The sequence below is a fragment of the Streptomyces sp. NBC_01618 genome (assembly GCF_045209435.1).
Taxonomy (GTDB): Bacteria; Actinomycetota; Actinomycetes; order Streptomycetales; family Streptomycetaceae; genus Streptomyces.
In genome coordinates this window covers 2,548,523-2,573,650 of the sequence record NZ_CP109297.1, presented here as the reverse complement: position 1 = coordinate 2,573,650, position 25,128 = coordinate 2,548,523, and the positions used below count along the sequence as shown (strand labels likewise).

Annotated in this window: 25 protein-coding genes and 2 tRNA genes; 15 read left to right on the top strand and 12 right to left on the bottom strand. The window is 69.6% G+C overall.

The genetic code is table 11. From position 1 onward, the window contains the following. Positions 1–41 precede the first annotated feature (41 nt). Positions 42–1,019, top strand: coding sequence for an ArsR/SmtB family transcription factor (locus OH735_RS12140; protein ID WP_406381408.1), 978 nt, complete (start codon positions 42–44; stop codon positions 1,017–1,019). Positions 1,020–1,059: 40 nt separating this feature from the next. On the opposite strand, the gene OH735_RS12135 is transcribed toward OH735_RS12140, so the two are convergent. Both OH735_RS12135 and OH735_RS12130 read right to left on the bottom strand, forming a co-directional pair. After that, positions 1,060–1,425 carry a hypothetical protein gene (locus tag OH735_RS12135; RefSeq protein WP_406381406.1) on the bottom strand — a complete coding sequence of 122 codons (366 nt, stop codon included), beginning with the start codon at positions 1,423–1,425 and terminating at the stop codon, positions 1,060–1,062. Then, positions 1,422–1,700, bottom strand: a complete 279-nt coding sequence (locus tag OH735_RS12130; RefSeq protein WP_406381404.1) for an ATP-binding protein — start codon at positions 1,698–1,700, stop codon at positions 1,422–1,424. The genes OH735_RS12135 and OH735_RS12130 overlap by 4 nt, the downstream gene beginning before the upstream one ends. Between OH735_RS12130 and OH735_RS12125 the strand changes: the two genes are divergently transcribed. Both OH735_RS12125 and OH735_RS12120 read left to right on the top strand, forming a co-directional pair. Then, positions 1,600–2,214 (top strand): DUF5753 domain-containing protein, encoded by a 615-nt coding sequence (locus tag OH735_RS12125; protein ID WP_406386534.1) that lies wholly within the window; start codon positions 1,600–1,602, stop codon positions 2,212–2,214. The genes OH735_RS12130 and OH735_RS12125 overlap by 101 nt on opposite strands. Continuing rightward, a complete protein-coding gene (locus OH735_RS12120; protein WP_406381402.1) occupies positions 2,211–2,420 on the top strand; it encodes a DUF397 domain-containing protein in 210 nt (69 codons plus the stop codon). Before OH735_RS12125 ends, OH735_RS12120 begins: the two co-directional genes overlap by 4 nt. Here OH735_RS12120 and OH735_RS12115 read toward each other — a convergent pair. Further along, entirely contained in the window at positions 2,410–3,249 is an 840-nt protein-coding gene (locus tag OH735_RS12115; RefSeq protein ID WP_406381400.1) for an MOSC domain-containing protein, read from the bottom strand. The two genes, OH735_RS12120 and OH735_RS12115, sit on opposite strands and share 11 nt — an antisense overlap. Further along, positions 3,246–3,896, bottom strand: coding sequence for a CatB-related O-acetyltransferase (locus OH735_RS12110; RefSeq protein WP_406381398.1), 651 nt, complete (start codon positions 3,894–3,896; stop codon positions 3,246–3,248). Before OH735_RS12110 ends, OH735_RS12115 begins: the two co-directional genes overlap by 4 nt. 362 nt (positions 3,897–4,258) lie before the next feature. Between OH735_RS12110 and OH735_RS12105 the strand changes: the two genes are divergently transcribed. Continuing rightward, positions 4,259–5,494, top strand: coding sequence for an IS110 family transposase (locus OH735_RS12105; protein ID WP_406378948.1), 1,236 nt, complete (start codon positions 4,259–4,261; stop codon positions 5,492–5,494). A gap of 252 nt (positions 5,495–5,746) precedes the next feature. Here the strand turns inward: OH735_RS12105 and OH735_RS12100 are convergent, their stop codons facing one another. Then, positions 5,747–6,826 (bottom strand): serine/threonine-protein kinase, encoded by a 1,080-nt coding sequence (locus OH735_RS12100; protein WP_406381396.1) that lies wholly within the window; start codon positions 6,824–6,826, stop codon positions 5,747–5,749. Further along, the gene (locus OH735_RS12095; RefSeq protein ID WP_406381393.1) at positions 6,823–8,685 is read right to left on the bottom strand and encodes an ABC transporter ATP-binding protein; all 1,863 of its coding nucleotides are present in this window, start codon (positions 8,683–8,685) and stop codon (positions 6,823–6,825) included. Before OH735_RS12095 ends, OH735_RS12100 begins: the two co-directional genes overlap by 4 nt. Positions 8,686–9,106: 421 nt before the next feature. Here OH735_RS12095 and OH735_RS12090 point away from each other — a divergent pair, with 421 nt between their 5' ends. Both OH735_RS12090 and OH735_RS12085 read left to right on the top strand, forming a co-directional pair. Further along, positions 9,107–9,688, top strand: a complete 582-nt coding sequence (locus OH735_RS12090) for an RNA polymerase sigma factor (RefSeq protein ID WP_406381391.1) — start codon at positions 9,107–9,109, stop codon at positions 9,686–9,688. After that, on the top strand, positions 9,681–10,385 hold the full coding sequence (locus tag OH735_RS12085) for a hypothetical protein (protein WP_406381389.1): 705 nt from the start codon (positions 9,681–9,683) through the stop codon (positions 10,383–10,385). Before OH735_RS12090 ends, OH735_RS12085 begins: the two co-directional genes overlap by 8 nt. Positions 10,386–10,582: 197 nt before the next feature. On the opposite strand, the gene OH735_RS12080 is transcribed toward OH735_RS12085, so the two are convergent. Beyond that, the gene (locus tag OH735_RS12080) at positions 10,583–12,010 is read right to left on the bottom strand and encodes an amino acid permease (protein ID WP_406381387.1); all 1,428 of its coding nucleotides are present in this window, start codon (positions 12,008–12,010) and stop codon (positions 10,583–10,585) included. A gap of 437 nt (positions 12,011–12,447) precedes the next feature. Between OH735_RS12080 and OH735_RS12075 the strand changes: the two genes are divergently transcribed. Next, positions 12,448–13,044 carry a biotin transporter BioY gene (locus OH735_RS12075; RefSeq protein WP_406381385.1) on the top strand — a complete coding sequence of 199 codons (597 nt, stop codon included), beginning with the start codon at positions 12,448–12,450 and terminating at the stop codon, positions 13,042–13,044. A gap of 93 nt (positions 13,045–13,137) precedes the next feature. Here the strand turns inward: OH735_RS12075 and OH735_RS12070 are convergent, their stop codons facing one another. Continuing rightward, positions 13,138–14,589, bottom strand: coding sequence for an amino acid permease (locus tag OH735_RS12070; protein WP_406381383.1), 1,452 nt, complete (start codon positions 14,587–14,589; stop codon positions 13,138–13,140). Between the two features lie 261 nt (positions 14,590–14,850). Here OH735_RS12070 and OH735_RS12065 point away from each other — a divergent pair, with 261 nt between their 5' ends. Further along, a complete protein-coding gene (locus tag OH735_RS12065; protein WP_093898231.1) occupies positions 14,851–15,339 on the top strand; it encodes a ribose-5-phosphate isomerase in 489 nt (162 codons plus the stop codon). Positions 15,340–15,444: 105 nt separating this feature from the next. Next, entirely contained in the window at positions 15,445–16,254 is an 810-nt protein-coding gene (locus tag OH735_RS12060) for an Fpg/Nei family DNA glycosylase (RefSeq protein WP_406381381.1), read from the top strand. A 199-nt stretch (positions 16,255–16,453) separates the two neighbouring features. Here OH735_RS12060 and OH735_RS12055 read toward each other — a convergent pair whose 3' ends face one another. Then, positions 16,454–17,686, bottom strand: coding sequence for a GNAT family N-acetyltransferase (locus tag OH735_RS12055; protein WP_406381379.1), 1,233 nt, complete (start codon positions 17,684–17,686; stop codon positions 16,454–16,456). Positions 17,687–17,791: 105 nt separating this feature from the next. On the opposite strand from OH735_RS12055, the gene OH735_RS12050 reads away from it, so the two are divergent. Beyond that, positions 17,792–18,937, top strand: coding sequence for a PP2C family protein-serine/threonine phosphatase (locus OH735_RS12050; protein ID WP_406381377.1), 1,146 nt, complete (start codon positions 17,792–17,794; stop codon positions 18,935–18,937). 133 nt (positions 18,938–19,070) lie between these two features. On the opposite strand, the gene OH735_RS12045 is transcribed toward OH735_RS12050, so the two are convergent. Next, on the bottom strand, positions 19,071–20,255 hold the full coding sequence (locus OH735_RS12045; RefSeq protein WP_406381375.1) for a cation:proton antiporter: 1,185 nt from the start codon (positions 20,253–20,255) through the stop codon (positions 19,071–19,073). Between the two features lie 267 nt (positions 20,256–20,522). On the opposite strand from OH735_RS12045, the gene OH735_RS12040 reads away from it, so the two are divergent. After that, complete coding sequence (locus OH735_RS12040) at positions 20,523–20,711, top strand: hypothetical protein (protein WP_406381373.1); 189 nt, start codon at positions 20,523–20,525, stop codon at positions 20,709–20,711. 9 nt (positions 20,712–20,720) lie between these two features. Continuing rightward, entirely contained in the window at positions 20,721–21,227 is a 507-nt protein-coding gene (locus OH735_RS12035) for an HD domain-containing protein (protein ID WP_406381371.1), read from the top strand. A gap of 10 nt (positions 21,228–21,237) precedes the next feature. On the opposite strand, the gene OH735_RS12030 is transcribed toward OH735_RS12035, so the two are convergent. Beyond that, a complete protein-coding gene (locus tag OH735_RS12030; RefSeq protein WP_406381370.1) occupies positions 21,238–22,392 on the bottom strand; it encodes an acyltransferase family protein in 1,155 nt (384 codons plus the stop codon). A 479-nt stretch (positions 22,393–22,871) separates the two neighbouring features. Between OH735_RS12030 and OH735_RS12025 the strand changes: the two genes are divergently transcribed. After that, positions 22,872–23,066: a hypothetical protein gene (locus OH735_RS12025; RefSeq protein WP_389990756.1), complete on the top strand. Its 195-nt coding sequence runs from the start codon at positions 22,872–22,874 to the stop codon at positions 23,064–23,066. Between the two features lie 133 nt (positions 23,067–23,199). On the opposite strand, the gene OH735_RS12020 is transcribed toward OH735_RS12025, so the two are convergent. Then, positions 23,200–23,273: transfer RNA gene (locus OH735_RS12020), tRNA-Gly, on the bottom strand. Between the two features lie 166 nt (positions 23,274–23,439). Here OH735_RS12020 and OH735_RS12015 point away from each other — a divergent pair. Both OH735_RS12015 and tig read left to right on the top strand, forming a co-directional pair. Further along, positions 23,440–23,516: transfer RNA gene (locus tag OH735_RS12015), tRNA-Pro, on the top strand. Between the two features lie 169 nt (positions 23,517–23,685). Beyond that, positions 23,686–25,101, top strand: a complete 1,416-nt coding sequence (gene tig / locus OH735_RS12010; protein ID WP_406381368.1) for a trigger factor — start codon at positions 23,686–23,688, stop codon at positions 25,099–25,101. Positions 25,102–25,128: the final 27 nt, after the last annotated feature.

The window sequence follows — 25,128 nt, the reverse complement described above, 5'->3', positions numbered from 1 at the left end:
CCCACGGCGATCGTTAAAGTTTCGCGCGGAGGCGAAACGTCATGGGCATGTGGCAGATCAACACGGACACGCTCGCGGGGAGCCGGTTCGTCGTCTCGCCGCTCGCCGAGACCATCTCCGCCCTGAACGCGCTGGAACGGGGACGCGCCGACCATCCCGGCGAACGGGCCTGGCTCGACGCCCATCTGCCCGCCTACCGGGCCCGGCAGGCCGCCGACCCGGTCGCCGCCCGCCTCGTACCGGCGGCGCTCGGCGGCAGCTGGAACGCGGACTTCATCACCCCCACACCGACGGGCGAGGGCACACCGTCCTTCGAGGAGGAACTGGCCCCCGTCCGGGCGACCACGTCCGAGCGCGCCCGAGCGGATCTGGAGGTGTCCCTCGGCGGCGCCCCGCTGCCGGCCCTCCTGGACCGCGACGACCTGGCGCAACGCGCCGCCGACGCCCTGCACTGGGTCTGGCACCGGACCGTACTGCCGGACTGGCCGCGCCGCCGCCGGATCATCGAGGCGGACATCGTCGCGAGGACCGGACAGCTGAGCCAGGGCGGCTGGGCCGCCGCCCTGAGCGGGCTGCGCCCGGGAATGCGGTGGCTCGGCGGGAGCCGGCTCCAGATCAACGCGCACGACTACCCGTCGAAGCAACTGGCCAGTGTGCGGCTGCTGTTTGTACCGGTCACCCAACGCACGGGCTGGGTCTCCTGGGACGACGACGCCCAGCGGTACGCGGTCGTCTACCCGTGCTCGGGCACCCTGGCCGATGCGGGGCGGGCGCGGGTGCCCGACAGCCTGAGCCGCCTGCTCGGCCCCGCGCGGGCGACGGTCCTCGTCCTTCTCTCCAGCCCGAAGAGCACTACCCAGCTGGTGGCCCTGACCGGCCAGGGGCTGGGGTCGGTCGGCCGCCACCTCAAGGTCCTGCTGGACAGCGGTCTGGCCGGTCGCCGAAGGGCCGGGCGGTCGGTGCTGTACTTCCGTACGGAGGTGGGCGACGTGCTGGCGCGGGCTCAGGGGAAGGAGTGAGGTGGGCTGTTGGGGAACGTGACAGGTGGCGGTGGTGGTGTCACGTTTTTTTGCGGGGGATGTGGAGGGGAGAGGGAAGACGGCTGTGACAGTACGGGCGATGCGGACCGGCGGAGGGCAGAAGGAACACGGGGCGCGCGGACCAGCCGATCACGGCCATACCCGCGCGTACGGTGTAGGCGTACGGCTCGCCGGCCCTGAGCCGTATGACGGCCTCCCACTGGCCGTGGTCGAGCCAGCGGTAGGTGCGCGCGCGGTCCTCCGCCTCGAACCCGGAGAGCAGGGTCCATACGGAGACCCGCATCCAGATCAGCGCCTGCGTGGGGGTCGTGGCGTGCTCGGCCCGTACGAGTAGCCCTCCCACGGTGACCTCGCACCGCCAGGCGGTCTTGAGGGGCAGCCTCAAAGCAACTCCGCCCGGCCGATGGCCAGATGGACCCAGACGGTCTTGCCGGGGTCGCGCGGCCGTACGCCCCACTTCGCGGCGATCGCGTCGACGATGACCAGGCCCCGGCCGGAGAGGTCGTCGAGCGCGAGGCTGGAGAAGCTGGCCCGTGACAGCAACAAGCGCGGTTGGTGGCTGAACTTTCCGTTCCAGTCGCCCGCACTCGACCGGCTGGGCGACTTTCTCTCGCTGGAGACGGACGCCAGGTACATCCGCGCCTGGCAACCGGTCTTCATCCCCGGCCTGCTCCAGACCCCGGACTACACCTGGGCATTGACCGAAGCCAACCCCGAAGTCCTCAGCCGTGAAGCGGCCGATGAGATCGTGAAGGTGCGGCAGGAGCGGCGTCGGGTATTCGAGGAGTCAGGTGCGCGGTTTGCCGCAGTCATCTGGGAGCCGGCCATATCCGGCCCGATGCCCTCGGCGAACGTTCATCGCGATCAACTTGCCCATCTCATCAGGATGGCCAAGCAGCCGAATGTGACGCTCCAGGTGCTGCCCCACACCGAGTGGGCGGCGGCACGCGTCGCACCGGCCTTCGTCGCGCTCTCCTACGCGCACGAAGCCTCGCCGGAGGCCATCGTGCAGGACACACTGGTCAACAGTGTCATTCTGGAAGATCATGAAGACATGGCGGGCTACGTCCACGCCTTCGACGCGCTTCGGTCCGCAGCTCTCACTCCGGATCGGAGTCTCACCTTCATCCGGAAGACCATGAACGGCATCATCGCGGAGAACGAGGAATCGTGAGCAGCCAGGAAGTTGTCAGCCCATTTGTGAAGTCGTCGTTCTCCGGCGGCGGGTCCGCCAATGAATGCATCGAGGTCGCCCGCACCGCCGACGGCGGCCGGGCCGTCCGGGACAGCAAGAACCGTGACGGCGGGCTTCAGTTCTACGCCCCCGAGGAGTGGTCCGCGTTCATCGACGGAGTGAAGGCCGGGGCCTTCACCGGCTGAGCCACTCCGCGACCTCGACCGTGTCGCCGACCCTCACGACGCCCTCGCAGACCACCGCGTTCTTCGCGCCGAAGCTCACCTTGTTCCCGTACTCCGGCTCGCGCCGGTACGTCGACAGGGTTCGGATCGGTTCCGGCCCCGCGCGGTGGCCGGTGGACTGGTCGACCATGGGGACGGCGCACCGCATCGCCCGTACCGAGTGGGCGAGTTCGACGGAGGCGATGGTCATCCGGCGCACCCGGTCCTCGAAGTGCGGTTCGTCGTTGCCGGTCAGGACGATGTTCGGTCGGAAACGGTCCATGGGGACGGTCTTTGCGTCGCCCCGCGCGGTGATGCGGGCGTTGAGGTCGTCCAGGGAGGCCGTCGAGGCGACCAGCACCGCGTGGGCGTCGGCGAAGTTGACCTTGCCGGGGGTGTCGCCCCAGCCGTCCCGGTCGAAGCCGGGGGCCACCCGCACCAGGCGGGACTTCGCGCCGAGCGCGTCCGAGAACCAGTTCGCGATCTCGTCCCCCTGGTCGACGGCCACGCCGAGGGGGCGGTCGAACATGCTGACCTCGCGGCGCGGGCCGTCCGGGTCGACCTTCAGGCGGAGCGGCTCGACGCCGTCGGCGGACAGGGTCAACGCCGCCCCGGAGCCCAGGACCTCGACCCTGATCGCGGCCATCGACGGGTGCGTGCGCTGGCTGCGGAAGGCGCCGTCCGCCGCGTCCACCACCATGAACGTCCGGTCGTGTTCGAGGCCGGTCCCGAGGACCTGCGCGGAATCGACCGTGGTCCCGGCGCAGCCCTTGACGGGGTAGTAGGCGAGTTCTCGAACGGTGATCGTCACGATGTCCCCTCCGGGGCGGCCGCTTCGAGGGCGTCGACACTGCCGGACATGATGGTGCGGATGTGTCGGGTGAGATGTTCGGTGGGCCAGTCCCACCAGGCGACGGCGAGCAGCCGGGCGATGGTCTCGTCGTCGTACCGGGTACGGATCAGCTGGGCCGGATTGCCGCCGACGATGCCGTAGTCGGGTACGTCGCCGACGACGACCGCGCCGGCGCCGATGATCGCGCCGTGCCCGATGCGTACGCCCGGCATCACCATGGAGTTGTAGCCGAACCAGACGTCATTGCCGACGACCGTGTCACCGCGGCCGGGCAGCCCGGTCAGCAGGTCGAAGTGCTCGGCCCAGGAGCCGCCCATGGTGGGGAACGGAAAGGTGGACGGGCCGTCCATCCGGTGGTTGGCGCCGTTCATGATGAACCGCGTCCCGGTCCCCAGCGCGCAGAACTTCCCGATGACGAGCTTCTCGGGGCCGTAGTGGTACAGCACGTTGCGGGTCTCGAACGCCGTCGCGTCGTCGGGGTCGTCGTAGTACGAGTAGTCGCCGACCTCGATCAGTTCGGACTTCACCAGCGGCTTCAGCTGGACGACCCGGGGCTGACCCGGCATCGGATGGAGGACGGTGGGGTCGGCGGGGACGAGGCTCATGGGGCCCATCATCGCACTCACCTCGCACGGGTAAGTTCCTTTTGGAAACCAATGCCCGAGGTCCCTGAGGTACGCCCCCTCCCCCTGCCCGTTACCTTTTCTGTGGCCCCGAAATGGGGCGCCTGGCCCCCGGGTCCGGTATGGCTGTGTGCCCCCTGTCGAAGTCGATGACCTGGGGGGTGTTGCCGCCGGGCTTCGGGGCACCGCTTGACCGCTGATGAGGGGCCTGACGACTGCCTGGTCCGGTGCAACGCCGGACCGCTTCACGGGCGGGATGTCTGCGTAACGTGGTTGCCGGCGTGTGGTGCCGCAGGGACGGCCGGGACGGATGCGAAAGGCACGACCGAAGAGGGGCATCGCGCATGGCCGACACCGTCATCGATATCTCCGGCATAGGTCTGTTCCTCGGCCTGGACCTGGGCAAGGAGTTCCACCACGCCCGCGGCCTGACCGGGCAGGGCAAGACCGTCCACGACAAGAAGCTGCCCAACACCGAGGCCCGCCTGCGGGAGTTGTTCGACAAGCTCAGGGCCAAGTTCGGCACCGTCCTGGTGATCGTGGACCAGGTCGCCAACATCGGCGCGCTGCCACTGACCGTGGCCCGCGCGACCGGCTGCCGGGTCGCTTACCTGCCGGGACTCTCGATGCGCCGGGCCGCCGACCTCTACCCGGGCGAAGCCAAGACCGACGCCCGCGACGCCTTCGTCATCGCCGACACCGCCCGGACCATGCCGCACACCCTGCGCGTGGTGGACCGCGACGACGAGAAGCTGGCCGAGCTGACCATGCTCACCGGCTACGACAACGACCTGGCCGGCGAGGTCAACCGCACCTCCAACCGGCTGCGCGGCCTGCTCTCCCAGATCCATCCCACCCTGGAGCGGGTGGTCGGCCCCCGGCTGGGCTACCCCTACATCCTGGCCCTCCTTGAACGGCACGGCTCCCCGGCCAGGCTGAAGAAACTGGGCCGCACCCGCTGCGAGGCCCTGCTCAAGGCGCACGGCTCGCGCAAGGCCCGCCACCTCACCGCGGAGATCTTCGACGCGCTTGCCGAGCAGACCGTCATCGTGCCCGGCACCGAGGCCAGCGCGCTGATCGTGCCCGGACTTGCCGCCCAGCTCGCCGCCGCCCACACCCAGCGCCGCCAGGCCGAGCAGGAGATCGCCGCCCTGCTGGAGGCCCTCCCTCTTTTCCACCTCCTGACCTCCATGCCCGGCATGGGCGTCAGGACCACCGCCGCCGTGATCGTCGCCATCGGCGACGGCACCACCTTCCCCACCGCAGGACACCTCGCCTCCTACGCCGGACTCGCCCCCGCCACCAAGTCCTCGGGCACCTCCATCCGTGGCGAGCACGCACCCCACCGCGGCAACCGGCTCCTCAAACGCGCCCTCTTCCAGGCCGCGTTCGCCGCGATCGGCTGCAAATCCGACCGCTCCTCCCGCACCTACTACGACCGTCAACGCGCACGCGGCAAGACCCACACCCAAGCGATCCTCCGCCTGGCCCGCCAACGTGTGAACGTCATCCACGCGATGATCCGCACCGGGGCCCTCTACGAACCACGAACCCCCGGCGACATCGGCCTCGCGGCCTGACAGCACCACCGTCCCTACCTTCCTGACCCCATCACGCGCGCACCGGCACGGCCACCCCCGCCGTGCCGGCCACCGGGCTGCCCATCAGGCACCCGATCCGCCGGGAACGTCCCGCTTCGCGGGACGTTCCCAAAAACCAGCACCAACTCCCACGAACCGACCCTGACAGGGTTGACGAAACAGATAGGGGCACCCCCCCGCGCAACGTGACAGAAGGGCCCCCGCCTGTCACGTCCAGGCGAGGGTCCCCCTTCATCCGCCTGCCCGGTGAAGGTTGAGAAGACGATCACGAGGCAGGACGTTCACGCGCCGCCCCGTCAGGGGGCGAGCAGCACGTCGGCGCGTTCCTTGGCGGACGCGTAACGCTTCGCCACGTCCTGCGACTCGCCCCTCCGGCCGTCTCCCGGCTGTCTTCCGGCCGGCTCTCCGGGCGTCCGGCGACGGAGCGACGTGGCGCCGTTGCCAGGGCAGGGCCGCATCGAGGGCGTCGGCGAGTTCGAGGACCGTGGGCCGGGCAGCCGGGTCGGTCCGGAGGCAGCTGTCGATGGCCGCGGCGAGATCACGGGGGAGGCGTCGGCGGGACCTGATCGGCGGAGCGGGTTCCTCGAGCTGCGGATACCGGTCGGCCCGGCCGCCCGTGCCGTCGTCGGTCTCGTCCACGGTCTCGTCCATGTTCTCGCCACCGTCGAACGGCGCCTCGCCGGTGGCGACTTCGTACAGAGTGACGCCGATGCCCCACACGTCGGCCGCGGTCGACAACGGCCCGCCGCGCGCCTGCTCGGGAGCCAGGTAACCGAAGGTGCCGACGCCCGGCGGGGCGATCCCGGGCGCTCGCGCGACGCTCAGGTCGAGCACCTTGGCGTGCCCGCAGTCGACCACGACGTTGGACGGCTTGAGGTCCAGGTGCAGCAGGCCGTGACCGTGCAGGTAGTGGATCGCGGAACACAGCTGCACGCCGAGGAGGGCCACGTCCCCGGCGGCCGGTCGCCGGGACAACCGGCCGACGAGATGCGACAGCGTTTCACCCGTCAGCGTTTCCAGCACGACGAGCGGCTCGGGCGACTCGAAGGTCTCGTACGCGCGGACCAGGTGCGGATGCGTGAATGTCCGGAGCCAACGGCCCTCCAGCAGCAGCCGGTCGCTCAGCCGCTGCCCGTGGCGGCAGTCGGGGCGCAGGACCTTCATGACACACCGGCAGTCCCGCTCCTCGCTCCACGCGTCGTAGAGGTCGAGCCAGCCGGTCCGGGCCAGGTGCGCCAGGATCTCGTACCCCGGCGCGGGTTTCGTTCCGGGGGCGAGAGGCGGGGCCGGCCGGGCTGTGGCGCGGCTCATGGGAGAACCTTCCGCGGGGATGGGGCACCGGCGAGGGCGGGGCCGGTCACTTCGTTCAGCCGGTGCAGCCGGGCGTAGGTTCCGCCGCGCAGGAGCAGGTCTTCGTGCGTTCCGTACTCGACGACCCGGCCGCGGTCCAGCACCACGGTGGAGGTGGCGTCGCGGACGGTGAACAGGTTGTGGGAGATGACGATGGTGGTCCGCCCGGCCATGAGCCGGCGCAGCGGTTCCATGATCCGGCGGGCCGACCGGGCGTCCAGGCCGGTGGTCGGTTCGTCCAGGAGCAGTACGGGTGCGTTCCTGATCATCGCGCGGGCGATCGCGAGGCGCTGGGCCTGCCCGCCGGACAGGGTCCGGCCACGCTGGCCCACCAGGGTGTCGTAGCCCTCGGGCAGCAGTTGGATGAAGTCATGGGCGTCGGCGGCGCGGGCCGCCGCGACGATGTCCGCCTCCGTCGCGTCCGGCCGGCCGTAGGCGATGTTCTCCCGTACGGTGCCGTGGAAGACCAGTGTTTCCTGGAGTACCACCGCGACGTTCTCGCGCAGCTCGGACAGCTGGAGGTCCCTCAGGTCGGTGCCGTCGAGGAGGATCGCGCCCCGGTCCGGGTCGTAGAAGCGCAGTTGAAGCTTCCCGACCGTGGATTTACCGGCACCGCTCGCGCCGGCCAGGGCCAGCGTCGTGCCGGGCGTCACGTGGAACGACACGTCAAAGAGCGCCCACCGGGGCGTATCCGGATAGCGGAAGCAGACGCCGCGGAACTCGATGTCGCCCCGGGCGCGCCCGATCCGGCGGGCGTGGGCGGCTTCGACGACCTGGGGGCGCTGGTCGAGCAACTCGATGATCCGCTCGGCGGAGGCGGACGCCGCGTAGAACGTGTTGGCGAGGTGGGACAGATCGCGGATCGGACTGTAGAGATTGCCCAGCAGCGCGAGAAAGACCAGCAGCCCGCCCAGCGTGAGCTGGCCCTGCGCCAGCTTCCATGTGCCCAGGCCCATGACGGCCAGCCCGCCGGCCAGCTCGATGGCCTCGACGATCGGGCTGTAGACAGCGCGGATGCGCGCCGAGGCCATCGCCGCGCGGAACTTGCCCATGCTCTCGCGTTCGAACCGGCGATCCTCCGACTCCTGCCGGTTGTACGCCTGCACCAGCGCGATGTTGCCGAGCGACTCCTCGGCGATCGCGCTGATCGAACCGCTGCGCCGCCGCCGCTCCCGCGACGCGGTCTTGATCAGCCGGGAGAAGCGCCGGGCCGCCCACCAGAAGAGCGGCACGATGACGAGCGCGAGGAGGGTCAGATCCCACCGCAGGTAGAACAGCAGACCGAGGAAGACGCCCAACCGGATCACGTAATACAGGCCGTCCGCCACCCCCGAGAGGAGGAACGTCTCGACCGCGTCGACATCGCCGGTGATGCGCGACAGTACGTCCCCCAGCCGTCGCCGCTCGAAGAACCCGAGTGAGAGGCCCTGGACGTGCCGGAACACATCCGAACGAAGGGCCAGCAGGAATCGCTCGCTGACCCAGGTGGAGGTCACATCGTCGGCGAATCCCAGAACGCCGGAGCAGATGATGAGCCCCGCGTATGCCAGGGCGATCCAGAGGAAGGGCCGCAGATCGCGCGGGACGAGGACGTCGTCCACCACGACTTTGAAGAGCCAGATCTCGGCCGCGTCGATGACGGGTCCGACCATGCTGAAGACGAGTACCGGAATGAGCCAGCGCCGGCCACCGCGTGTATAGGGCCAGAACCGCCGGAACGCCTCGCGGGGCGCCACGGGCGGCGCGGCGGCGACGACTGCGTCGGGATCGTCGGCCACCGACAGCAGCCGCCGCAGCACATGAAGCGAGACACGCCTCATGGGACGCGTTCCTCAAAGATCGCCGGCCGGGCGGACCAAGAGCCTGGGCCCGCTCGGCCGTCCTGTGCGATCACCGGCGGTGATCGCCGTGGCCGCCGTCACCATGGCCGTGCGAGTGACGACGGTGGTCACGATGGTCCCTTTCGTGGTCGTCGAAGCGCCGCGACGTGTCCCTCATGTCGTGACGACTTTTCGCGGGGATGAGTTGACTGAAGATCGCCATGAGCTTCCCTCCTGAAGAGGCTTCCAGACGGAATACGCTCCGGAGCGCTCAGGGGATTGCCTTTTCAGGAAATTTTCGTACCCGGGTCCGCCTGCCGTCTTCGCCGCGCACGGGTGCCGGGGCGCTGTGCCAGTCCTTCCGCCGCTCCGGGGCTGCCCGGCGCAGGCAATCCCCCCGGGCCCGTGTTACGTAAGGAGTATGCGCAGGATTGGCATCCCCCTGGAGCGGGTGCCCGACGAAGCGCTGCTGGCCGGGCTCATGACCGGCGACCCCGAGATCGCCGTGGCCTTCGTCCGGCGGTTCCAGCGTCGGGTCTTCGGCGTGGCCATCGCCGTGGTCGGCGACGTCCAGCTCGCCGAGGACATCGCACAGCAGACCTTCGAGCGTGCCTGCCGGCACGCTCAGGTCTACGACCCGCGCCGGGGATCGGTACCCACCTGGCTGGCGGCCATCGCACACAACCTCGCGATCGACGCCGTACGCGCACGCAACGCCACTCCAGTCGACCCCGCAGACCTGGAGAGCATGATGGAGACCGTTGCCGACACCCCGGAGCGGCACGCGCTGTCCGCCGAAGCCGCGGTGGAAGTGCGCCGTGCGGTCGGCGCGCTGCCACGGGAGCAGGCGCGTGCTCTGGTGATGGCGGGCATCTACGGGATGACGGCTCAGCAGGTCGCCGACTTCGAGAAGATACCGCTGGGTACCGCCAAGACCCGGATCAGGGCAGCCATGGGCAAGGTCCGGGCATTCCTCGAGACCCGGCAGGTGGACCATGACTGACCACGGCCGGTTCACCTGCGAGCAGCTCAGGGAGATCGGCGCGGAGCTGGCGCTCGGCGTGCTGCCCGCCAGGGAACGGGCCGGGGCGATGGATCATCTGGAGCACTGCCCCGCCTGCCGCGAATACGTCCATGAGCTGGCGGCCACGTCGGACGCGCTGCTGGATCTGGTCCCGGGCAGCGAACCGCCCGTCGGCTTCGAGGACCGGGTGATCGAACGGCTCGGATTCTCTTCCGGGCGCCGGCCGCGCAGGCGCGAACTGCGACGGCGGCTCGTCCTCGCCGCGGCGGCGGCGGCGGCGGGCCTGGCCCTCGGTGGAGGCGGCTGGGTGCTCGGCGCGTCCGCCGGCCGTCCGGTCCCGGTCGCGCCGATCGTCTCCCCGGTGCAACCGCGGCTGCTCACCGCCCAACTCGCCCACGCGGGCCAGTCGTTCGGGCAGGTCTACCTCTACACCGGGGCCTCGCCCTGGTTGTACATGGCGGTGGACGCCGACGGGCACTCCGGCACCGTCCACTGCCAGTTGCTGCGTGCCGACGGCTCCACCGTCAAGGTCGGCTCCTTCGTCCTCAACGATGACGGCTACGGCTTCTGGGGAGGGCCCTACCTCGGCGGAACCTCGCCGGTCACGGGCGTCCGGCTGCTCAACGCGGACGGCTCCGTGCTCGCCAGTGCCGCCTTCGGCCAGACCCTCGGCTGAGAGGCTGCTGGGCACGGCAGCTGGGCGCTTGGGCGGCCCGGCACCCGGTTGGTCTTCCCGCGGCTGCGGAACGGGGCGGTGAGCGAGGTGCAACGGGGCGGTGAGCGAGGTGCGGATCGGGGAGGAGGGCGGCGCGCTGCTCTCCCTCAACGTGCCCTGCGCACCGGATGTCCCCGGTGCGCAGGGCGTACCGGACGTCAGCCCTGGGCGCCCTTGACGGCCGCGGCCCGCCGCTGCCGTACGACACCGATGGCCGCCAGGACGACGGTCAGGGCGCCGGTCGCCACCAACTGGTCACGGGTGTCGGGCTGGAGCAGCATCAGGACGAAGATGCCGGCCATCGCCAGGAGCGCCAGCACCGTCAGGAACGGGAAGAGCCACATCCGTACGACGAGCTTCTCCGGGGCCTCGCGCTCCAGCCGGTCGCGCAGGATCAGCTGGGAGAGCGCGATGAAGATCCAGACGACCAGGATCACCGCGCCGATCATGTTGAGCAGCCACGGGAACACGTCGTCGGGGCGCCAGTAGCTGAGCAGCACGCACAGGAAGCCGAAGACGGACGAGACCAGCACGGCGGAGCGCGGGACGCCCGAGGAGATCCGGCCGAGCCGCTTCGGGCCCTGGCCGCGGGCGACCAGCGAACAGGCCATGCGCGAGGCGCCGTAGATGTTGGCGTTCATCGCGGAGAGCAGGGCGACCATAATGACCACGTTCATGATCTCGGCGGCGCCGCTGATGCCGAGGTGGTTCAGGGCCGCGTAGAACGGACCGACCTGCACGACCTTCGGGTCGTCCCACGGGACCAGCGTGACGACGACGGCCATCGAGCCGACGTAGAAGAGCGCGATTCGCCACATGGCCGTTCGCACGGCCTTGGCGACCCCCTGCACCGGGTTCTCGGACTCGGCCGCGGCGATGGTCACGGTCTCCAGACCGCCGTACGCGAAGACGGAGGCGAGCAGCCCGATCACCAGACCCTCGGCGCCGTTCGGCATGAAGCCGCCCTCACCGCTGAGGTTGGCGGTGCCGGGGGCGTCCGTACCGGGCAGCACGCCCAGGATCGCCAGCAGGCCCAGGACCAGGAAGAGCGTGATCGCCACGACCTTGAGGGTGGCGAACCAGAACTCGAACTCGCCGAACTTCTTCACCGACGCCAGGTTCGTACCCAGGAAGACCACCATGAACAGCGCGACCCAGGCCCACTCCGGCGTACCGGGCAGCCAGCCTGTGACGATCTTCGCGGCACCGATGCCCTCCAGGCCGACCGCGACACAGAGCAGCACCCAGAACGCCCAGCCCGCGGTGAAGCCCGCCCACGGCCCGATCGCCCGCTCCGCGTGGACGGAGAAGGAACCGGAGGCCGGGTTCGCGGCCGACATCTCGCCGAGCATCCGCATCACGAGCATGACCAGCAGCCCGGAGACGGCGTACGCGATGACGATCGACGGACCGGCGGCGGCGATACCCGCACCCGAGCCGACGAAGAGCCCGGCGCCGATGACGCCGCCCAGGGCGATCATCGACAGATGGCGTTGCTTGAGTTCGTGGGTGAGCGCGGAACCGGCCCCGGCATCGGAGACGGCGGCCGGGGAACCGGTGGGGGGAGACGCGGAAATCCGAGACATGGACAAGCTCTGTTCGGTAGGTGAGACACGGGGGGACGTACAGGGGGCGTGGGGGTATGTGCGCGCACAGTCTGGGCACGCGCCCCGTTCACAGGGAACCGCTGTCCGCTATACGGGCACGACGCTCACACAAAGTGCACACCCCAGTACGCGGCGGGCGTCGGGGTGATCGACGGTCGGTCACCGGGTGGATTTGGCGAAAACCTACAGTCCGTCCCGGCGGGCGCCTCCGGCAGAATACGAGCCGATCCGGCCCCACCTCAGTGACGAGCATCACGCCGTCACACGATTGTGCAAGCCCCTTTGTGCGAACCCCACCAATGCGTCGGCGGCCGCTTTGTGGGCCAATGATGGTGATCGAGCGTTAACCCCTGGGCTAACGTCAGCCTCAGTCCGACCCACCTGTCCTCGCCTGCCCTCACCCCTGCGGAGTCCCGATGAGCACTGCTGCCGCCGCCCCTGCCCGTACCGGAGCGGTCCTCGCCGACCTGCTGCCCGCCGCCAGGCACCGTTACGCCGTCGACACGGCCCTGATCCTCGGTGGCGCCGCGCTCACCGGCATCGCCGCCCAGATCGCCGTCCCGGTGCCCGGCTCCCCGGTCCCCGTCACCGGCCAGACCTTCGCCGCGCTCCTCGTCGGCACCGCGCTCGGCGCCCGTCGCGGCTTCCTCTCCCTCGCCGCGTACGCGCTCATCGGCATGGCGGGGATGCCGTGGTTCGCGGGCGGCAGCTCCGGCGCGGGCGGCGCCTCGTTCGGCTACGTCCTCGGCATGCTGCTCGCCGCAACCGTGGTCGGCGGCCTCGCCCGCCGCGGCGGCGACCGCTCCGTGCTGCGCACCGCGGGCACGATGGTGCTGGGCTCCGCGGTCATCTACGCGGTCGGCGTCCCGTACCTGGCGCTGTCCACCGGCATGTCGGCGAGCGCCGCGATCGCGGCCGGCCTGGTGCCGTTCCTGCTCGGTGACGCGCTGAAGGCGGCGCTGGCGATGGGCGCGCTGCCCGCGTCCTGGAAGCTCGTCGGACGTCGCGGCTGATGCCGTAGCTCCTGCCGCAACGTCCGAAGAGGCTCGCCGGGTCGTGAAACCGACCGGCGAGCCTCTTCCGCGTCCGTGCGCCGCGCGGTGGCCTCAGGCGCGGACCTTCCGCTGCCGCACCTCACGCACCAGCGAGATCGCCACCACCAGCGCCGCGACGAGCAGCGAGAGCAGCACCTGCTGACGTCCGTCGTCGTCGGTCAGCATGTAGACCAGGACGAACGAGATCATCGCGATGGTCGCCCAGGTCAGATACGGGAAGAGCCACATCCGCACGACCAGCTTCTCCGGCTGCTCGCGCAGGATCATGCCCCGCATCCGCAGCTGCGTGAAGCAGATGACCAGCCAGACGAACAGGGCGACCGCACCGGAGGAGTTCAGCAGGAACTGGAAGACGGTGTCGGGCCACCGGTAGTTGAAGAACACGGCGACGAAGCCGAACACGACGGACGACAGGATGGCCGCCTGCGGCACGCCCCGCTTGTTCACCCGGGCGAACGCCTTCGGCGCGTCCCCGCGGCCGCCGAGCGAGAAGGCCATCCGCGAGGCGGTGTAGAGGCCGGAGTTGAGGCAGGACAGCACGGCCGTGAGGACGATGACGTTCATCACCTGACCGGCGTGCGGAATGCCGATGGAGTTGAGGGCGGCGACGTAGCTGCCGCCCTCCTGCACGAGCGACTTGTCGTTCCACGGCAGCAGGGTGAGCACGACGAAGATCGAGCCCAGGTAGAAGACGCCGATCCGCCAGATCACGCTGTTGGTGGCCTTCTGGACAGCGCGCTGCGGGTTCTTGGACTCGCCGGCCGCCAGCGTGACGATCTCGCTGCCCATGAAGGAGAAGACGACCATCAGTACGCCGGTGAGGATGGCGCCGGGTCCCTTGGGGAAGAACCCGCCGGTGTCGGTGAGATGCGCGAGCCCGGCGCCGGGATTGTCCGATCCGGGCAGCAGCCCGAAGACGGCGAGCAGTCCGACGACCACGAACGCCGCGATGGCCACGACCTTGATCCCGGCGAACCAGAACTCGAACTCGCCGTACGACCCGACCGAGACCAGGTTCGTCGCGGTGAGCACCACCATCACGATCAGTGCCCACGCCCACTGCGGGACGCCCGGCACCCAGCCCTCCAGGATCTTGGCACCCGCCGTGGCCTCGACGGCGAGCACCACGACCCAGAAGAACCAGTACAGCCAGCCGATCGAGAAACCGGCCCAGCGGCCCAGCGCCTGTTCGGCGTAGGCGGAGAAGGAGCCCGAGCTGGGGCGGGCGGCGGCCATCTCGCCGAGCATCCGCATCACGAAGACGACCATCAGGCCGACCAGGGCGTACGACAGGAGGATGGCCGGTCCCGCGGCTGCGATACCGGCGCCGGAGCCCACGAAGAGGCCCGCGCCGATCACACCGCCGATGGCGATCATCGAGAGGTGGCGGTTCTTGAGGCCTGCCTGGAGTCCGTCGGAGGAGCCCGGTGTGTCCGGCCCGCCCGACCGGTCCGGCTTGCCGGACTGTTGGTCCGGCCCGGCCAGAGTCGTCTGCGACGTCATGGATCGAATCCTTACGTTCTCGGATCACGCGATGCGTGCCCGGCCGCCGGAGTGGGGTGCGGCAGCGAGTGATGCATTGAAGCCCGCCGAACCGAAGAAGCGGAACCCTTTATTCCGAATCCTTGACCGGATCGTTGCCTAAGTGACGTTGCGCACACAGGGTCTGCACACCAGGCCCACAGGCAGCAGCAGGGCGGACCGGCCCGGAGGGTCCCGACCCCGATGACGGCTACCCGGCGACGCACGTGCCACACTCGGAACATGCGCGTGTACCTCGGCTCGGACCATGCCGGCTATGAACTCAAGAACCACCTCGTCGAGTGGCTCACGGCCCAGGGCCACGAGGCCGTCGACTGTGGCCCCCACATCTACGACGCCCAGGACGACTACCCGCCGTTCTGCCTGCGTGCCGCCGAGAAGACGGCCGCGGACCCGGACAGCCTCGGCATCGTGATCGGCGGCTCCGGAAACGGCGAGCAGATCGCCGCCAACAAGGTCAAGGGCGTGCGTGCCGCGCTCGCCTGGAGTGAGCAGACCGCCGCGCTGGGCCGCGAGCACAACAACGCCAACGTGGTCGCCATCGGTGGCCGGATGCACTCGGTGGACGAGTCCACCAAGTTCGTCGAGATCTTCCTCGCCACGCCGTACTCGGGCGAGGAGCGGCACACCCGCCGGATCGAGATGCTGACGGCGTACGAGACGACCGGCGAGCTCCCCCCGATCCCGGCCCACCACCCGCAGCAGGGCTGACCGACTTCCGCCCCTGTGCCGCCGGTTCTCCCGGCGGCACAGCCATTTCCCCGCCGTCACATCACCGCGTCACCGCGTCGCTGTTCACCGAGGAGAGCCGCCGTCGTGCCCGAGGGACACACGATCCACCGCCTCGCGGCGGACCACCGGGACAGGTTCGCCGGGCGGCCGGTGCGGGTGAGCAGCCCGCAGGGCAAGTTCTCCGACAGCGCCGCGCTGCTCGACGGCCGGACGTTCACCGGCGTCGACGCCCACGGCAAGCACCTCTTCCTCGGTTTCGAGGACGTCGGCTGGGTCCACATCCACCTGGGCCTCTTCGGCAAGCTGGGCTTCGGTACGACCCCGGCCCCGCCGCCCACCGACACGGTCCGGCTGCGTCTGGTGAACGAGGACCACCACGCGGATCTGCGCGGCCCCACCACGTGCGCGCTGATCACCGACCCCGAGAAGCTCGCGATACACGACCGCCTCGGCCCGGACCCGCTGCGGACCGACGAGGACGGCGAGCGGGCGTGGCGGCGGATCTCCCGCAGCCGGATCACCGTCGCGGCCCTGCTGATGGACCAGAAGGTCATCGCGGGGGTCGGCAACGTCTACCGCGCGGAGGTGCTGTTCCGGCACGGCATCGACCCGTACCGGCTCGGCAAGGACCTCACACGCGCGCAGTGGGACGCGATCTGGGCCGACCTGGCGGAGCTGATGCGCGAGGGCGTACGGAACAACCGGATCGACACGGTCCGCCCGGAGCACATGCCGGAGGCGATGGGGCGCCCGCCGCGGGTCGACGACCACGGCGGCGAGGTGTACGTGTACCGCAGGGCCCGGCAGTCCTGCCACATCTGCGGCGGCGAGATCCGCACCGCCGACCTCGCCGCCCGCAACCTTTTCTGGTGCCCGGGATGCCAGAAGGCCTGAGGCCTGTCCTCTGTCCGGCGATCAGGGCCGGACAGCCCTTAGACCGACCGGCAAATGGGGGGCGGCGTCGCGGGGCCGGGCACGCGCATCTGCGGCGTTGTCGTCAATCACCAACGCTCCGCGTTGCCTCAATCCTCCGCCTTGCAGCTGCACGCACCCAGCCCCGCTCCTTCTCCCGCCCCCCATTTGCCGGTCGGTCTTAGAACCCCCGAGGCAACCACGGCGCCGCGTCCGACGAGAACGCCGTCGACGCCTTTGCCAGCGCGCCCGCCCGCAGCTCCCGTACCCGACCGGCCAGGGCCAGCGCGCCCAGGGACTCGCCGCCCAGATACACCGAGCCCAACTCGCGTACGGACAGCGCGAGATCGGCCGGCTCCTCGGTCCGCCGGCACGACGCCACCCCCTTCGCGTCGGCCGTGAGCCGCCAACGCCCCGCGTTCCAGGGGCAGAACGCGTCCTCGACCTCGAACACCACGTCCAGCGGCGCCCGGTACGTCCGCGCCTCAAGCGCCGCCCCCAGCTCCACCAGCCGCACATGGAGCGAGTCCCGGATGCGGATGTTGCACCGCCGCACGTCCGACACCAGGTGCAGCAGGGCGTCGTCGACCGGCCGGTTTTGTGCCTCGACCGTCGACGTCAGATCGATCTCGAAGACGAACCGCCACAACGCCGCGTACGCCGCCGGGTCCAGCGCGGCGAGGTCGTTCACCGACACCTTGCCCTTGGGCCCGGACGGCTCCCACTCCGGCTTGATGTGATACGTCACATAGCCGACGATCTCCCCGTCCCGCTCCGCCAGCACGCACTGCTGCGCCGAACCGCCCTGCCGCGCGCTCACCGGGTCGACCATCGGCTTCCGTTCCCAGCCGGGCCCGTGGGCCGGTGTGCCGGGACGGCCGGCCACCAGCTGCTCGTACACGCCTTCGCACGCGGCCGTCGCCTCGCCCGGCTTCGCGTGGCGCAGCCGGACCCCGTCGGTGCCCTCCGGCACCGTCAGCCGCACCCGGTCCGTGTCGATCGTCACGGACATCTGCCGCGAGGCCGCGCCGTATCCGAACCGGCCGTAGATCACCGGCTCCGACGCCGTCAGGACGGCGATCGGCTCACCCAGCGCCCGGACGTCGTCGAGCTGCCGGCGCATCATCGAGGTCAGCAGCCCGCGCCTGCGGTGGGTGGACGCGACGCTCACCATCGTGACCCCGGCGGCCGGTACCAGCGCCCCGCCCGGCACGGCGACCCGGAAGCTGAACGCCCCGGCCGTGGCGACGACATCGGTGCCGTCCCAGATCCCGATCGACCGCTCGTGCTCGGTCAGTTGCTCGTACAGCTCGCGCTGCTCGGGAGCCTCCGCGACACCGCCGAACGCCAGCTCCAGACACTCGAACCATTCGTTCCATTCGGACGGACGCAACACGCGAAGCTCTGTAGTCATGGGCCATCCCTATCAGGAGGCTCGACGACCGGTCGACCCGATTTCGAACGCATTGTCACGGGGTCCCCCTGCACCGGAGGCCATCGGGTGGATAGGGTCCCCGCAATGGCCCGACACGCAGGAGCAGACTCGTACCCGGCCCGATTGCGGAAATCGGCGCACCGGGCGCGCATCACGCTGCGCAAGTCCGGTGTCGACTACTTCCGCGGCGACGGATCGGACTGGATCGCGCTGGCCGGACTGCTGATCACCATCCCGGCCATCACCTGCGCCACGCTGCTCAACCCGGTGTGGTTCTCACCGGCCGCGCTCGTCCTGCCGATCGTCGCCGGCGGTCTGCTGCTGCGGCCCGCGAGCCTGCTGGGGCTGTACGCGACCGCCGCCACAGCCCTGATCGTGGAGTCGCTCGGCCTCGGACCGTACGAGGACGGCCCGGCCCGGGTGACGCCCGGCATCGTCCTGGTGGTCGCGGCCTGCGGCTTCTTCGGGCTGATCCTCGCCCAGTTCCGGGCCAGGGTCGGCGTGCCGTGGCGGCGCGGCGGCACCATGCTCTTCGACCTGCGTGAACGCATCAGGGTGCAGAGCGCCCTGCCCCGGCTGCCGCAGGGCTGGCACCGGGAGATGGCGCTGCGCCCGGCGGGCGGCCAGTCCTTCTCCGGCGACTTCGTCGTCGCCGCCCGTACCAACGGCGGACGGACCCTGGAGGCCGTACTCACCGACGTCTCCGGCAAGGGCATGGACGCGGGCTCCCGCGCCCTGCTGCTGTCCGGCGCGTTCGGCGGCCTCCTCGGCTCGCTGCCCCCGCACGGCTTCCTCCCGGCGGCCAACGGCTATCTGCTGCGCCAGGACTGGGACGAGGGCTTCGCCACCTCGATCCATCTGGTCCTGGACCTCGATTCGGGCGACTACGAACTCTTCTCGGCGGGTCACCCGCCGGCCCTGCAACTCCACTCGGGCAGCGGTCAGTGGGAGGAGAAGGCCGCGGAGGGGCCGCTGCTCGGGGTGTACGACGGGGCGCAGTTCGACGCGGTGAAGGGCTCGCTGGCCCCCGGCGACGTACTGATGCTGTTCACGGACGGTCTGGTGGAGGCGTCCGACCGCGATATCGTGGAGGGCATCGACCGGCTCACCGGCGAGGCCGACTGCTACGTCGCCACCGGTTTCGAGGGCGCCGCCTGGCATCTGATCGAGGCGTGCGCCAAGGACGTCAACGACGACCGGGCGCTGCTGCTGTTGTCGCGCACCTCCTGAACCGTACGCAAACCGGTTCGAACCGGGCGGGCGTCAACGGGAGTCGGTCCGTCACCGGAATGAGGCCGTCCGCATGTCCGGGGACGGGGCGCGGCCGCGGCGGACCCCCGGCCCGGACATGCCGGTCGCCCGCTCAGGCCGGCACCGTGAGTTTCCCGGCGTCGCTGTCCCGGTCCCGGCCCCGCCCGCCCGGCAGGACGCGGGCCAGCCAGTGCGACCGCCCGGCCGCCAGCGGGGAGAGGACCGCGAGGACGAGTACGTAGCCGGCGATGAACGGCGGGAGCCGCTCGTCCAGCCCCGCGCCGGCGGCCATCGTGGCGAGGATCAGCGCGAATTCGCCGCGGGCCGTCAGGGTGGTGGAGATGTTCGCCGCGGCCTGCGGGCCGAAGCCGTAGACCCGTGCGGAGACCATGCCGGAGAGGATGTTCATCGCCGCGGTCAGCGCGACGGCGGCCAGCACCGGCCACATCACGCCCGGCAGATCGCCGGGGTTGATGGAGAGCCCGAAGGCGAAGAAGAAGATTGCCCCGAACGCATCGCGCAGCGGATGGACCAGCTTGAGGATGCGCCCGCCCGACGTCGTGCTGCCGAGCATCAGGCCCACCATGAAGGCGCCGATCGCGTCTGCGACCCCGAACCACTCGGAGACCCCCGCCACGAACACGGCGGCGCCGAGGAAGGAGATGACGAGCAGCTCGTCGTCCGAGGTGTGGATCACTTTGCTGATGAGCTTCGTGCCGAACCGGGCGGTGAGCGCCAGCAGTAGCAGGAAGCCGAACGCCTTGCCCCCGTCGAGCACCGCGGCGGAGAGGCTGTCCGAGCGCGACAGGATCGGTTGCAGGGCGGCGAGGTAGAGGGCGAGGAAGACGTCGTCGACGACGATGATGCCGAGGATCGTCTTGGTCTCCGGGGCGGCCAGGCGCTTCGTGTCGACCAGGATCTTGGTCACGATGGCCGACGACGAGATGCCGATGACCCCGGCCAGGACGAGGGCCTCCGAGGTGCCCCAGCCCAGCACGAAGCCGAAGGCGAGCCCGGCGCCGACGTTCAGCGCCAGATAGACGGAGCCCGCGACGAGCATCTTGCGGCCGCCGGCCTTGAGGTCGTCGAGATGGAATTCGAGGCCGAGGTAGAAGAGCAGCAGCACCAGGCCGAGTGCGGAGAGCATCTCCAGGTCGTGCGGGTCGGCGACCAGCACGATGCCGGGCGTGTGCGGCCCGAGCAGGATTCCGGCCAGGATGAACAGGGGGATGGTCGGCAGTCCGATGCGGCTGCCGACGCGGGCGAGAACGGCGGCGGCCAGGAAGGCGCCGCCCATGGCGATGAGCGTGTCTGCGTGTCCGATGAGCCTGATCCTTCGGGCGGTCAAGAGAGCGTCAAGGAATCGTCAGTAATTAGTTTACCGAACAATTGACGTTGCAACTATGGCCACCCCGGGCAGCACCCTCGGTTTGTCCCACCCCCGGCAGCACCCTCGGTTTGTCCCACCCCCGGCAGCACCCTCGGGTTTGTCCCACCCCCGGCAGCACCCTCGGGTTTGCCCCACCCCGGATCCGCCAGCAGCCGCCATGGTCCGGACCCGCCCGTGATCCGTACGTTCGAGAGGCCGGTCGGAGAACCGCCCGGCGAGCAACGGAAGGCGGACATCATGGGGCTGCGACGCAGCAGGCGGGGCGCGCAGGACAGGCAGGACGCGGCGGACGTCCGACCGGCCTCGGGTTCCCCGGACCTCGCCGTCGAGCTGCGCGGCGTCCGGATGGCCGCCCGTCCGTAGAGTCGGGCCATGCCCACTCCACGCGCACAGCTGACCCTGGCCGAAGTAGAGGCGATCGCCCGCGAGGCCCACGCCGATCAGCGGGACAAGGCGGGACGCCCGTACGCCGAGCACCTCGCCGCCGTCGCCGAAGGCGTACGGACCAGGGGCGGCAGCCACGAACAGATCGCCGCGGCCTGGCTGCACGACGCCGTCGAGGACGACGCGCTGTCGGCACGCCGGCTGGCCGACGCCGCGCTGCCGCAGCACGTCAAGGACATGGTCCTCGCCGTCACCAAACGTGACGGCGAGGACCTCGGTTCGTACACCCGGCGCATCCTCGACACCCCGGGCGCCCTGCTGATCAAGGAGTCCGACCTGGCACACAACGCCGATCCGGCCCGCCTCGCCGTACTGGAACCGGCGACCCGTACCCGACTGGCCGAGAAGTATGCGCAGGTACGGCGGTTGCTCGGGCTAACCCCAGGTGAATCGCCCGCCGAACAATCGGTTCAAGCCAACACGGCGACGGACTGAACCAACCGGATCAGCGTCCGGCCACGTCCCGCCGGAACGCCCAGCTCATCTCCGGCTCGGTCACCACGCGCAACACTCTCCGTACCGGTGGCGTACACATCAGCGTCACCGCCGCCGCCGCGACCAGGGAGACGAGGACCAGACCGGCGGGCGCCGAGAGCCAGTCGAAGATGTCGAACACCCCGGCGTACCCGGCGCCCTTGATCAGGAATCCGTGTAGCAGATAGCCGCAGATCGTCCCGGCGCCGAGCACGGTGAACCACATGTGGCGGCGCGGCACCCAGGACAGGAACCCGATGGTGAGCAGCAGCGCGCAGCCGAACATCGCCGGCGTCATCACGGCACCGGACCACCACGGGGCGCCCATCTCCTGCGCGCTGTTGCTCCGGTAGAACCAGCCCAGCTGCATCCGTGGCGCCGCCCAGTACGCGAAGACCAGAGCCCCGGCGAACAGCGGCAGCGCGAGCATCCGCACCTCACGCCGGCGGACCAGCTGGAAATGCTCGGGCTTCAGCTGGAGCCCCAGCACGAAAAACGGCAGGAACTGCAGAACCCGCTGGAGATCGAGATCATTGCCGATCGTCGGGGAGAACGAGGCGAGTACGGCGATGACGAGTGCCACCGGCAGCGGATGACGCAGGGCCTGCCACAGCGGTGTGGTGATCCGCCAGATGAACAGCGCGGCCAGGAACCAGGTGAGATACCAGGGATCGAGCAGGCTGATCGGCTGATCCGGCGAGCCGTCCGCGTACCGCTTGAACAGCGAATACGCCGTCTCGAACACCACATAGGGCACGGCGACGCCGGTGACCAGGCGTTTCACCTTGGCGGCGGACAGATCGAACGAGCGGGAGAAATAGCCGGAGATGATGATGAACGCCGGCATGTGAAAGGTGTACGCCACCATGTACAGCGCACGGGCGGTCCGGCTGTCGTCCATCACCGGTTCCCACGCGTGCGCCACCGCGACGAGCACGATGGCCAGATATTTGACGTTGTCGAAGTAGGCGTCACGCTTCTTTGCCGGCGCACCCGCCGGAGGCTTGTTCGCCACCGGTGCGGGGGGCGCCGCCGTGGCGGTCGTCGTCCCTTGGCGTCTGGGCTCCGACTCCCGGGTCGCCGATGGGAGCGGGGCCCTCTGAAATACGTTCGGAGCGTGGAACATCTAAAGCACCTTAGACGCCTCGATTGCCCTGCGTAAAACCGCCCACGGATATTGCGTGTTCGCGTCCAATCAAAAGTGAAACCGCCGAGAACTGGCCGCTATGCCCTGATTCATCCTCATTAAATGGGGCATAGCGGCGGGCGGTTGGGAGGGGTGAATTTGATTGCGCAGGGGCCTTGGAATTGCGTGTGAATGAAGTGTGTGGATATGGAAACCGTCACAGTCGCACGCCGTTGTGATTGTTTTATTCACAGATCACTCACAGGTGCGCGGAACAGGAGCGGGACCGGTGACGCCCCTCTGTGCGACCCTGCGCCCCCAGGCGCACGCGGGGCGCAAGGATGGCGCGATCCCGTCACTTCGGTCCGTCACCTGGCAGTCAGCACGGGGGAGTTGGTGGCACGATGGACGGAACGGAGAGGTGCTCGGCCGCACGTCTCCGGGCCGGCAAGGCGGACCGACCAAGGGTGTGATCAGTCGTGGCCATTTCACTGTCTGTGGTGCTTCTGTTGGCGATCATCCTGGTGGTCCTGATCCGAGGCGGTTCCATCAAGGCGGGACCCGCGATCGTCGCGGTGCTCTTCGGCTTCTTCCTGGCATCGACCGGCATGGCGCCGTCGATCAACAAGTTCATGAACTCGATAGCGGAGAGCATCAACCAGATCACCTTCTGATCCGGTCCCGGTCCGGTGTCCTCCCCTGCCCGCCGCGCGCTCCGGCGCACAGCGGGCAGGAGGCGTGAGCAGAAGGCGAGCAGAACGCAAAAGGCCCGGTCCGACGGGCAATTCGTCGGACCGGGCCCAAGCATGGAGCGGGCGACGGGAATCGAACCCGCGTAGCTAGTTTGGAAGACTAGGGCTCTACCATTGAGCTACGCCCGCAAGCACCGCACCGCAGGTCCGGGGACCGGCGGCACGAGAAGCATCGTAGCGGGTCACGGGCGCTGTCCGCACACCCGATTGCGGTCACCCGGTGTCGCGTTCGGAGCGGCCTGCGCGAAGCGGCGGATGCACTGCCTGTCTGCATGTACCCTACGTGTCGCACCGACGGGGTGTGGCGCAGCTTGGTAGCGCGTCCGCTTTGGGAGCGGAAGGTCGTCGGTTCGAATCCGGCCACCCCGACCATCGGCAAGATCGCAGACCACCGGCAAGATCGCATTGTGGGAGTCAGTCTCCTTGCCGTTACTATGCAAAATGCGTGCCCGTGTGTCTGATCTGCCGGGCTCGGTCCGCGAAGTCGCCAACCGTGCGGCGGAGCAGAACCCCAAGAAGTCAGCCACAAGGAGACCGAACCGTGAAGAGCGCCGTGGAGACCCTGAACCCGACCCGGGTTCGGCTCACTGTCGAGGTGCCCTTCGAGGAGCTCAAGGACAGCCTCGACGCGGCGTACAAGAAGATCAACCAGCAGGTCACGGTGAAGGGCTTCCGAAAGGGCAAGATCCCCGCCCGGGTCATCGACCAGCGGTTCGGCCGCGGTGCGGTGCTGGAGGAGGCCGTCAACGACGCGCTTCCGAAGTTCTACACCGAGGCCGTCAACGAGGGCGAGCTCAACGTCCTCGGCCAGCCCGAGGTCGACATCACCGAGCTGAAGGACGGCGAACTGCTGGCCTTCACCGCCGAGGTTGACGTACGCCCCGAGATCGAGATTCCGGACTACTCCGGCATCGAGGTCACCGTCGACGCCCTCGAGGTCAGCGACGAGGACGTCGAGAAGGCCGTGGAGCAGCTCCGCGAGCGCTTCGCCTCCACCAACCCGGTCGAGCGTGCCGCCGCCGAGGGTGACGTCGTCACCGTCGACCTGCAGGCCAAGGTCGACGGCGAGGTCCTGGAGGACGGCGTGGCCGAGGGTGTCTCGTACACCATCGGTTCCGGCGAGCTCCTCGATGGCATCGACGCCGCGGTCACCGGCCTGGAGGCGGGTGGCGAGGCCACCTTCACCTCCGAGCTGAAGGGCGGCTCGGCCGAGGGCAAGGAGGCCGAGGTCACCGTCAAGGTCACCGCCGTCGCCGCCCGTGAGCTCCCCGAGCTGGACGACGAGTTCGCCCAGATGGCGAGCGAGTTCGACACCCTCGACGAGCTGAAGGCGGACAGCCGCAAGCGTCTTGAGGACACCCGGCAGTACGAGCAGGCCACCCAGGCCCAGGAGCGCGTCCTGGACGAGCTGCTGAAGCTGGCCGAGGTCCCGATCCCCGAGAAGCTGCTCGCGGACGAGGTCCAGACCCGCAAGCACAACCTGGAGCACCACCAGCTCGGGCAGATGGGTCTGACCCTCGACAAGTACCTGGAGATCCAGGGCAAGACGGCCGAGGAGTTCGACGCCGAGACCTCCGAGCAGGCGGTCAAGGGCATCAAGACCCAGTTCCTCCTGGACGAGATCGTCAACAAGGAGAAGCTGAACGTCAACCAGGAGGAGCTCACCGAGCACCTCATGCGGCGTGCCGCTTCCTCCGGCATGAGCCCGGACCAGTTCGCCCAGGCCGTCGTCGAGGGCGGCCAGGTGCCGATGCTCGTCGGCGAGGTCGCCCGCGGCAAGGCGCTGGCCGTGGTCGTCGAGGCCGCCAAGGTCGTCGACACCAACGGTGAGCCCGTCGAGCTGGAGGACGACGAGGAGGCCATCGAGACGGTCGAGGCCGCCGACGGCTCCGCCGAGGCCGTTGCCGACGCCGCCGAAGAGGCCGCCAAGGCCGCCGAGGAGAAGACCGAGGCCTGAGCCTCGCGCTGAACCCGTACCGACGGG

Coding starts and splice junctions, on each gene's coding strand:
- OH735_RS12080 (WP_406381387.1), bottom strand. CDS start 12,010: ATGTCTCGGATTTCCGCGTCTCCCCCCACCGGTTCCCCGGCCGCCGTC.
- OH735_RS12070 (WP_406381383.1), bottom strand. CDS start 14,589: ATGACGTCGCAGACGACTCTGGCCGGGCCGGACCAACAGTCCGGCAAG.
- OH735_RS12030 (WP_406381370.1), bottom strand. CDS start 22,392: ATGTTCCACGCTCCGAACGTATTTCAGAGGGCCCCGCTCCCATCGGCG.
- OH735_RS12085 (WP_406381389.1), top strand. CDS start 9,681: ATGACTGACCACGGCCGGTTCACCTGCGAGCAGCTCAGGGAGATCGGC.
- OH735_RS12100 (WP_406381396.1), bottom strand. CDS start 6,826: ATGAGCCGCGCCACAGCCCGGCCGGCCCCGCCTCTCGCCCCCGGAACG.
- OH735_RS12105 (WP_406378948.1), top strand. CDS start 4,259: ATGGCCGACACCGTCATCGATATCTCCGGCATAGGTCTGTTCCTCGGC.
- OH735_RS12065 (WP_093898231.1), top strand. CDS start 14,851: ATGCGCGTGTACCTCGGCTCGGACCATGCCGGCTATGAACTCAAGAAC.
- OH735_RS12045 (WP_406381375.1), bottom strand. CDS start 20,255: ATGGGCGGCGCCTTCCTGGCCGCCGCCGTTCTCGCCCGCGTCGGCAGC.
- OH735_RS12095 (WP_406381393.1), bottom strand. CDS start 8,685: ATGAGGCGTGTCTCGCTTCATGTGCTGCGGCGGCTGCTGTCGGTGGCC.
- OH735_RS12090 (WP_406381391.1), top strand. CDS start 9,107: ATGCGCAGGATTGGCATCCCCCTGGAGCGGGTGCCCGACGAAGCGCTG.
- OH735_RS12140 (WP_406381408.1), top strand. CDS start 42: ATGGGCATGTGGCAGATCAACACGGACACGCTCGCGGGGAGCCGGTTC.
- OH735_RS12110 (WP_406381398.1), bottom strand. CDS start 3,896: ATGAGCCTCGTCCCCGCCGACCCCACCGTCCTCCATCCGATGCCGGGT.
- OH735_RS12130 (WP_406381404.1), bottom strand. CDS start 1,700: ATGAAGACCGGTTGCCAGGCGCGGATGTACCTGGCGTCCGTCTCCAGC.
- OH735_RS12035 (WP_406381371.1), top strand. CDS start 20,721: ATGCCCACTCCACGCGCACAGCTGACCCTGGCCGAAGTAGAGGCGATC.
- OH735_RS12055 (WP_406381379.1), bottom strand. CDS start 17,686: ATGACTACAGAGCTTCGCGTGTTGCGTCCGTCCGAATGGAACGAATGG.
- OH735_RS12075 (WP_406381385.1), top strand. CDS start 12,448: ATGAGCACTGCTGCCGCCGCCCCTGCCCGTACCGGAGCGGTCCTCGCC.
- OH735_RS12050 (WP_406381377.1), top strand. CDS start 17,792: ATGGCCCGACACGCAGGAGCAGACTCGTACCCGGCCCGATTGCGGAAA.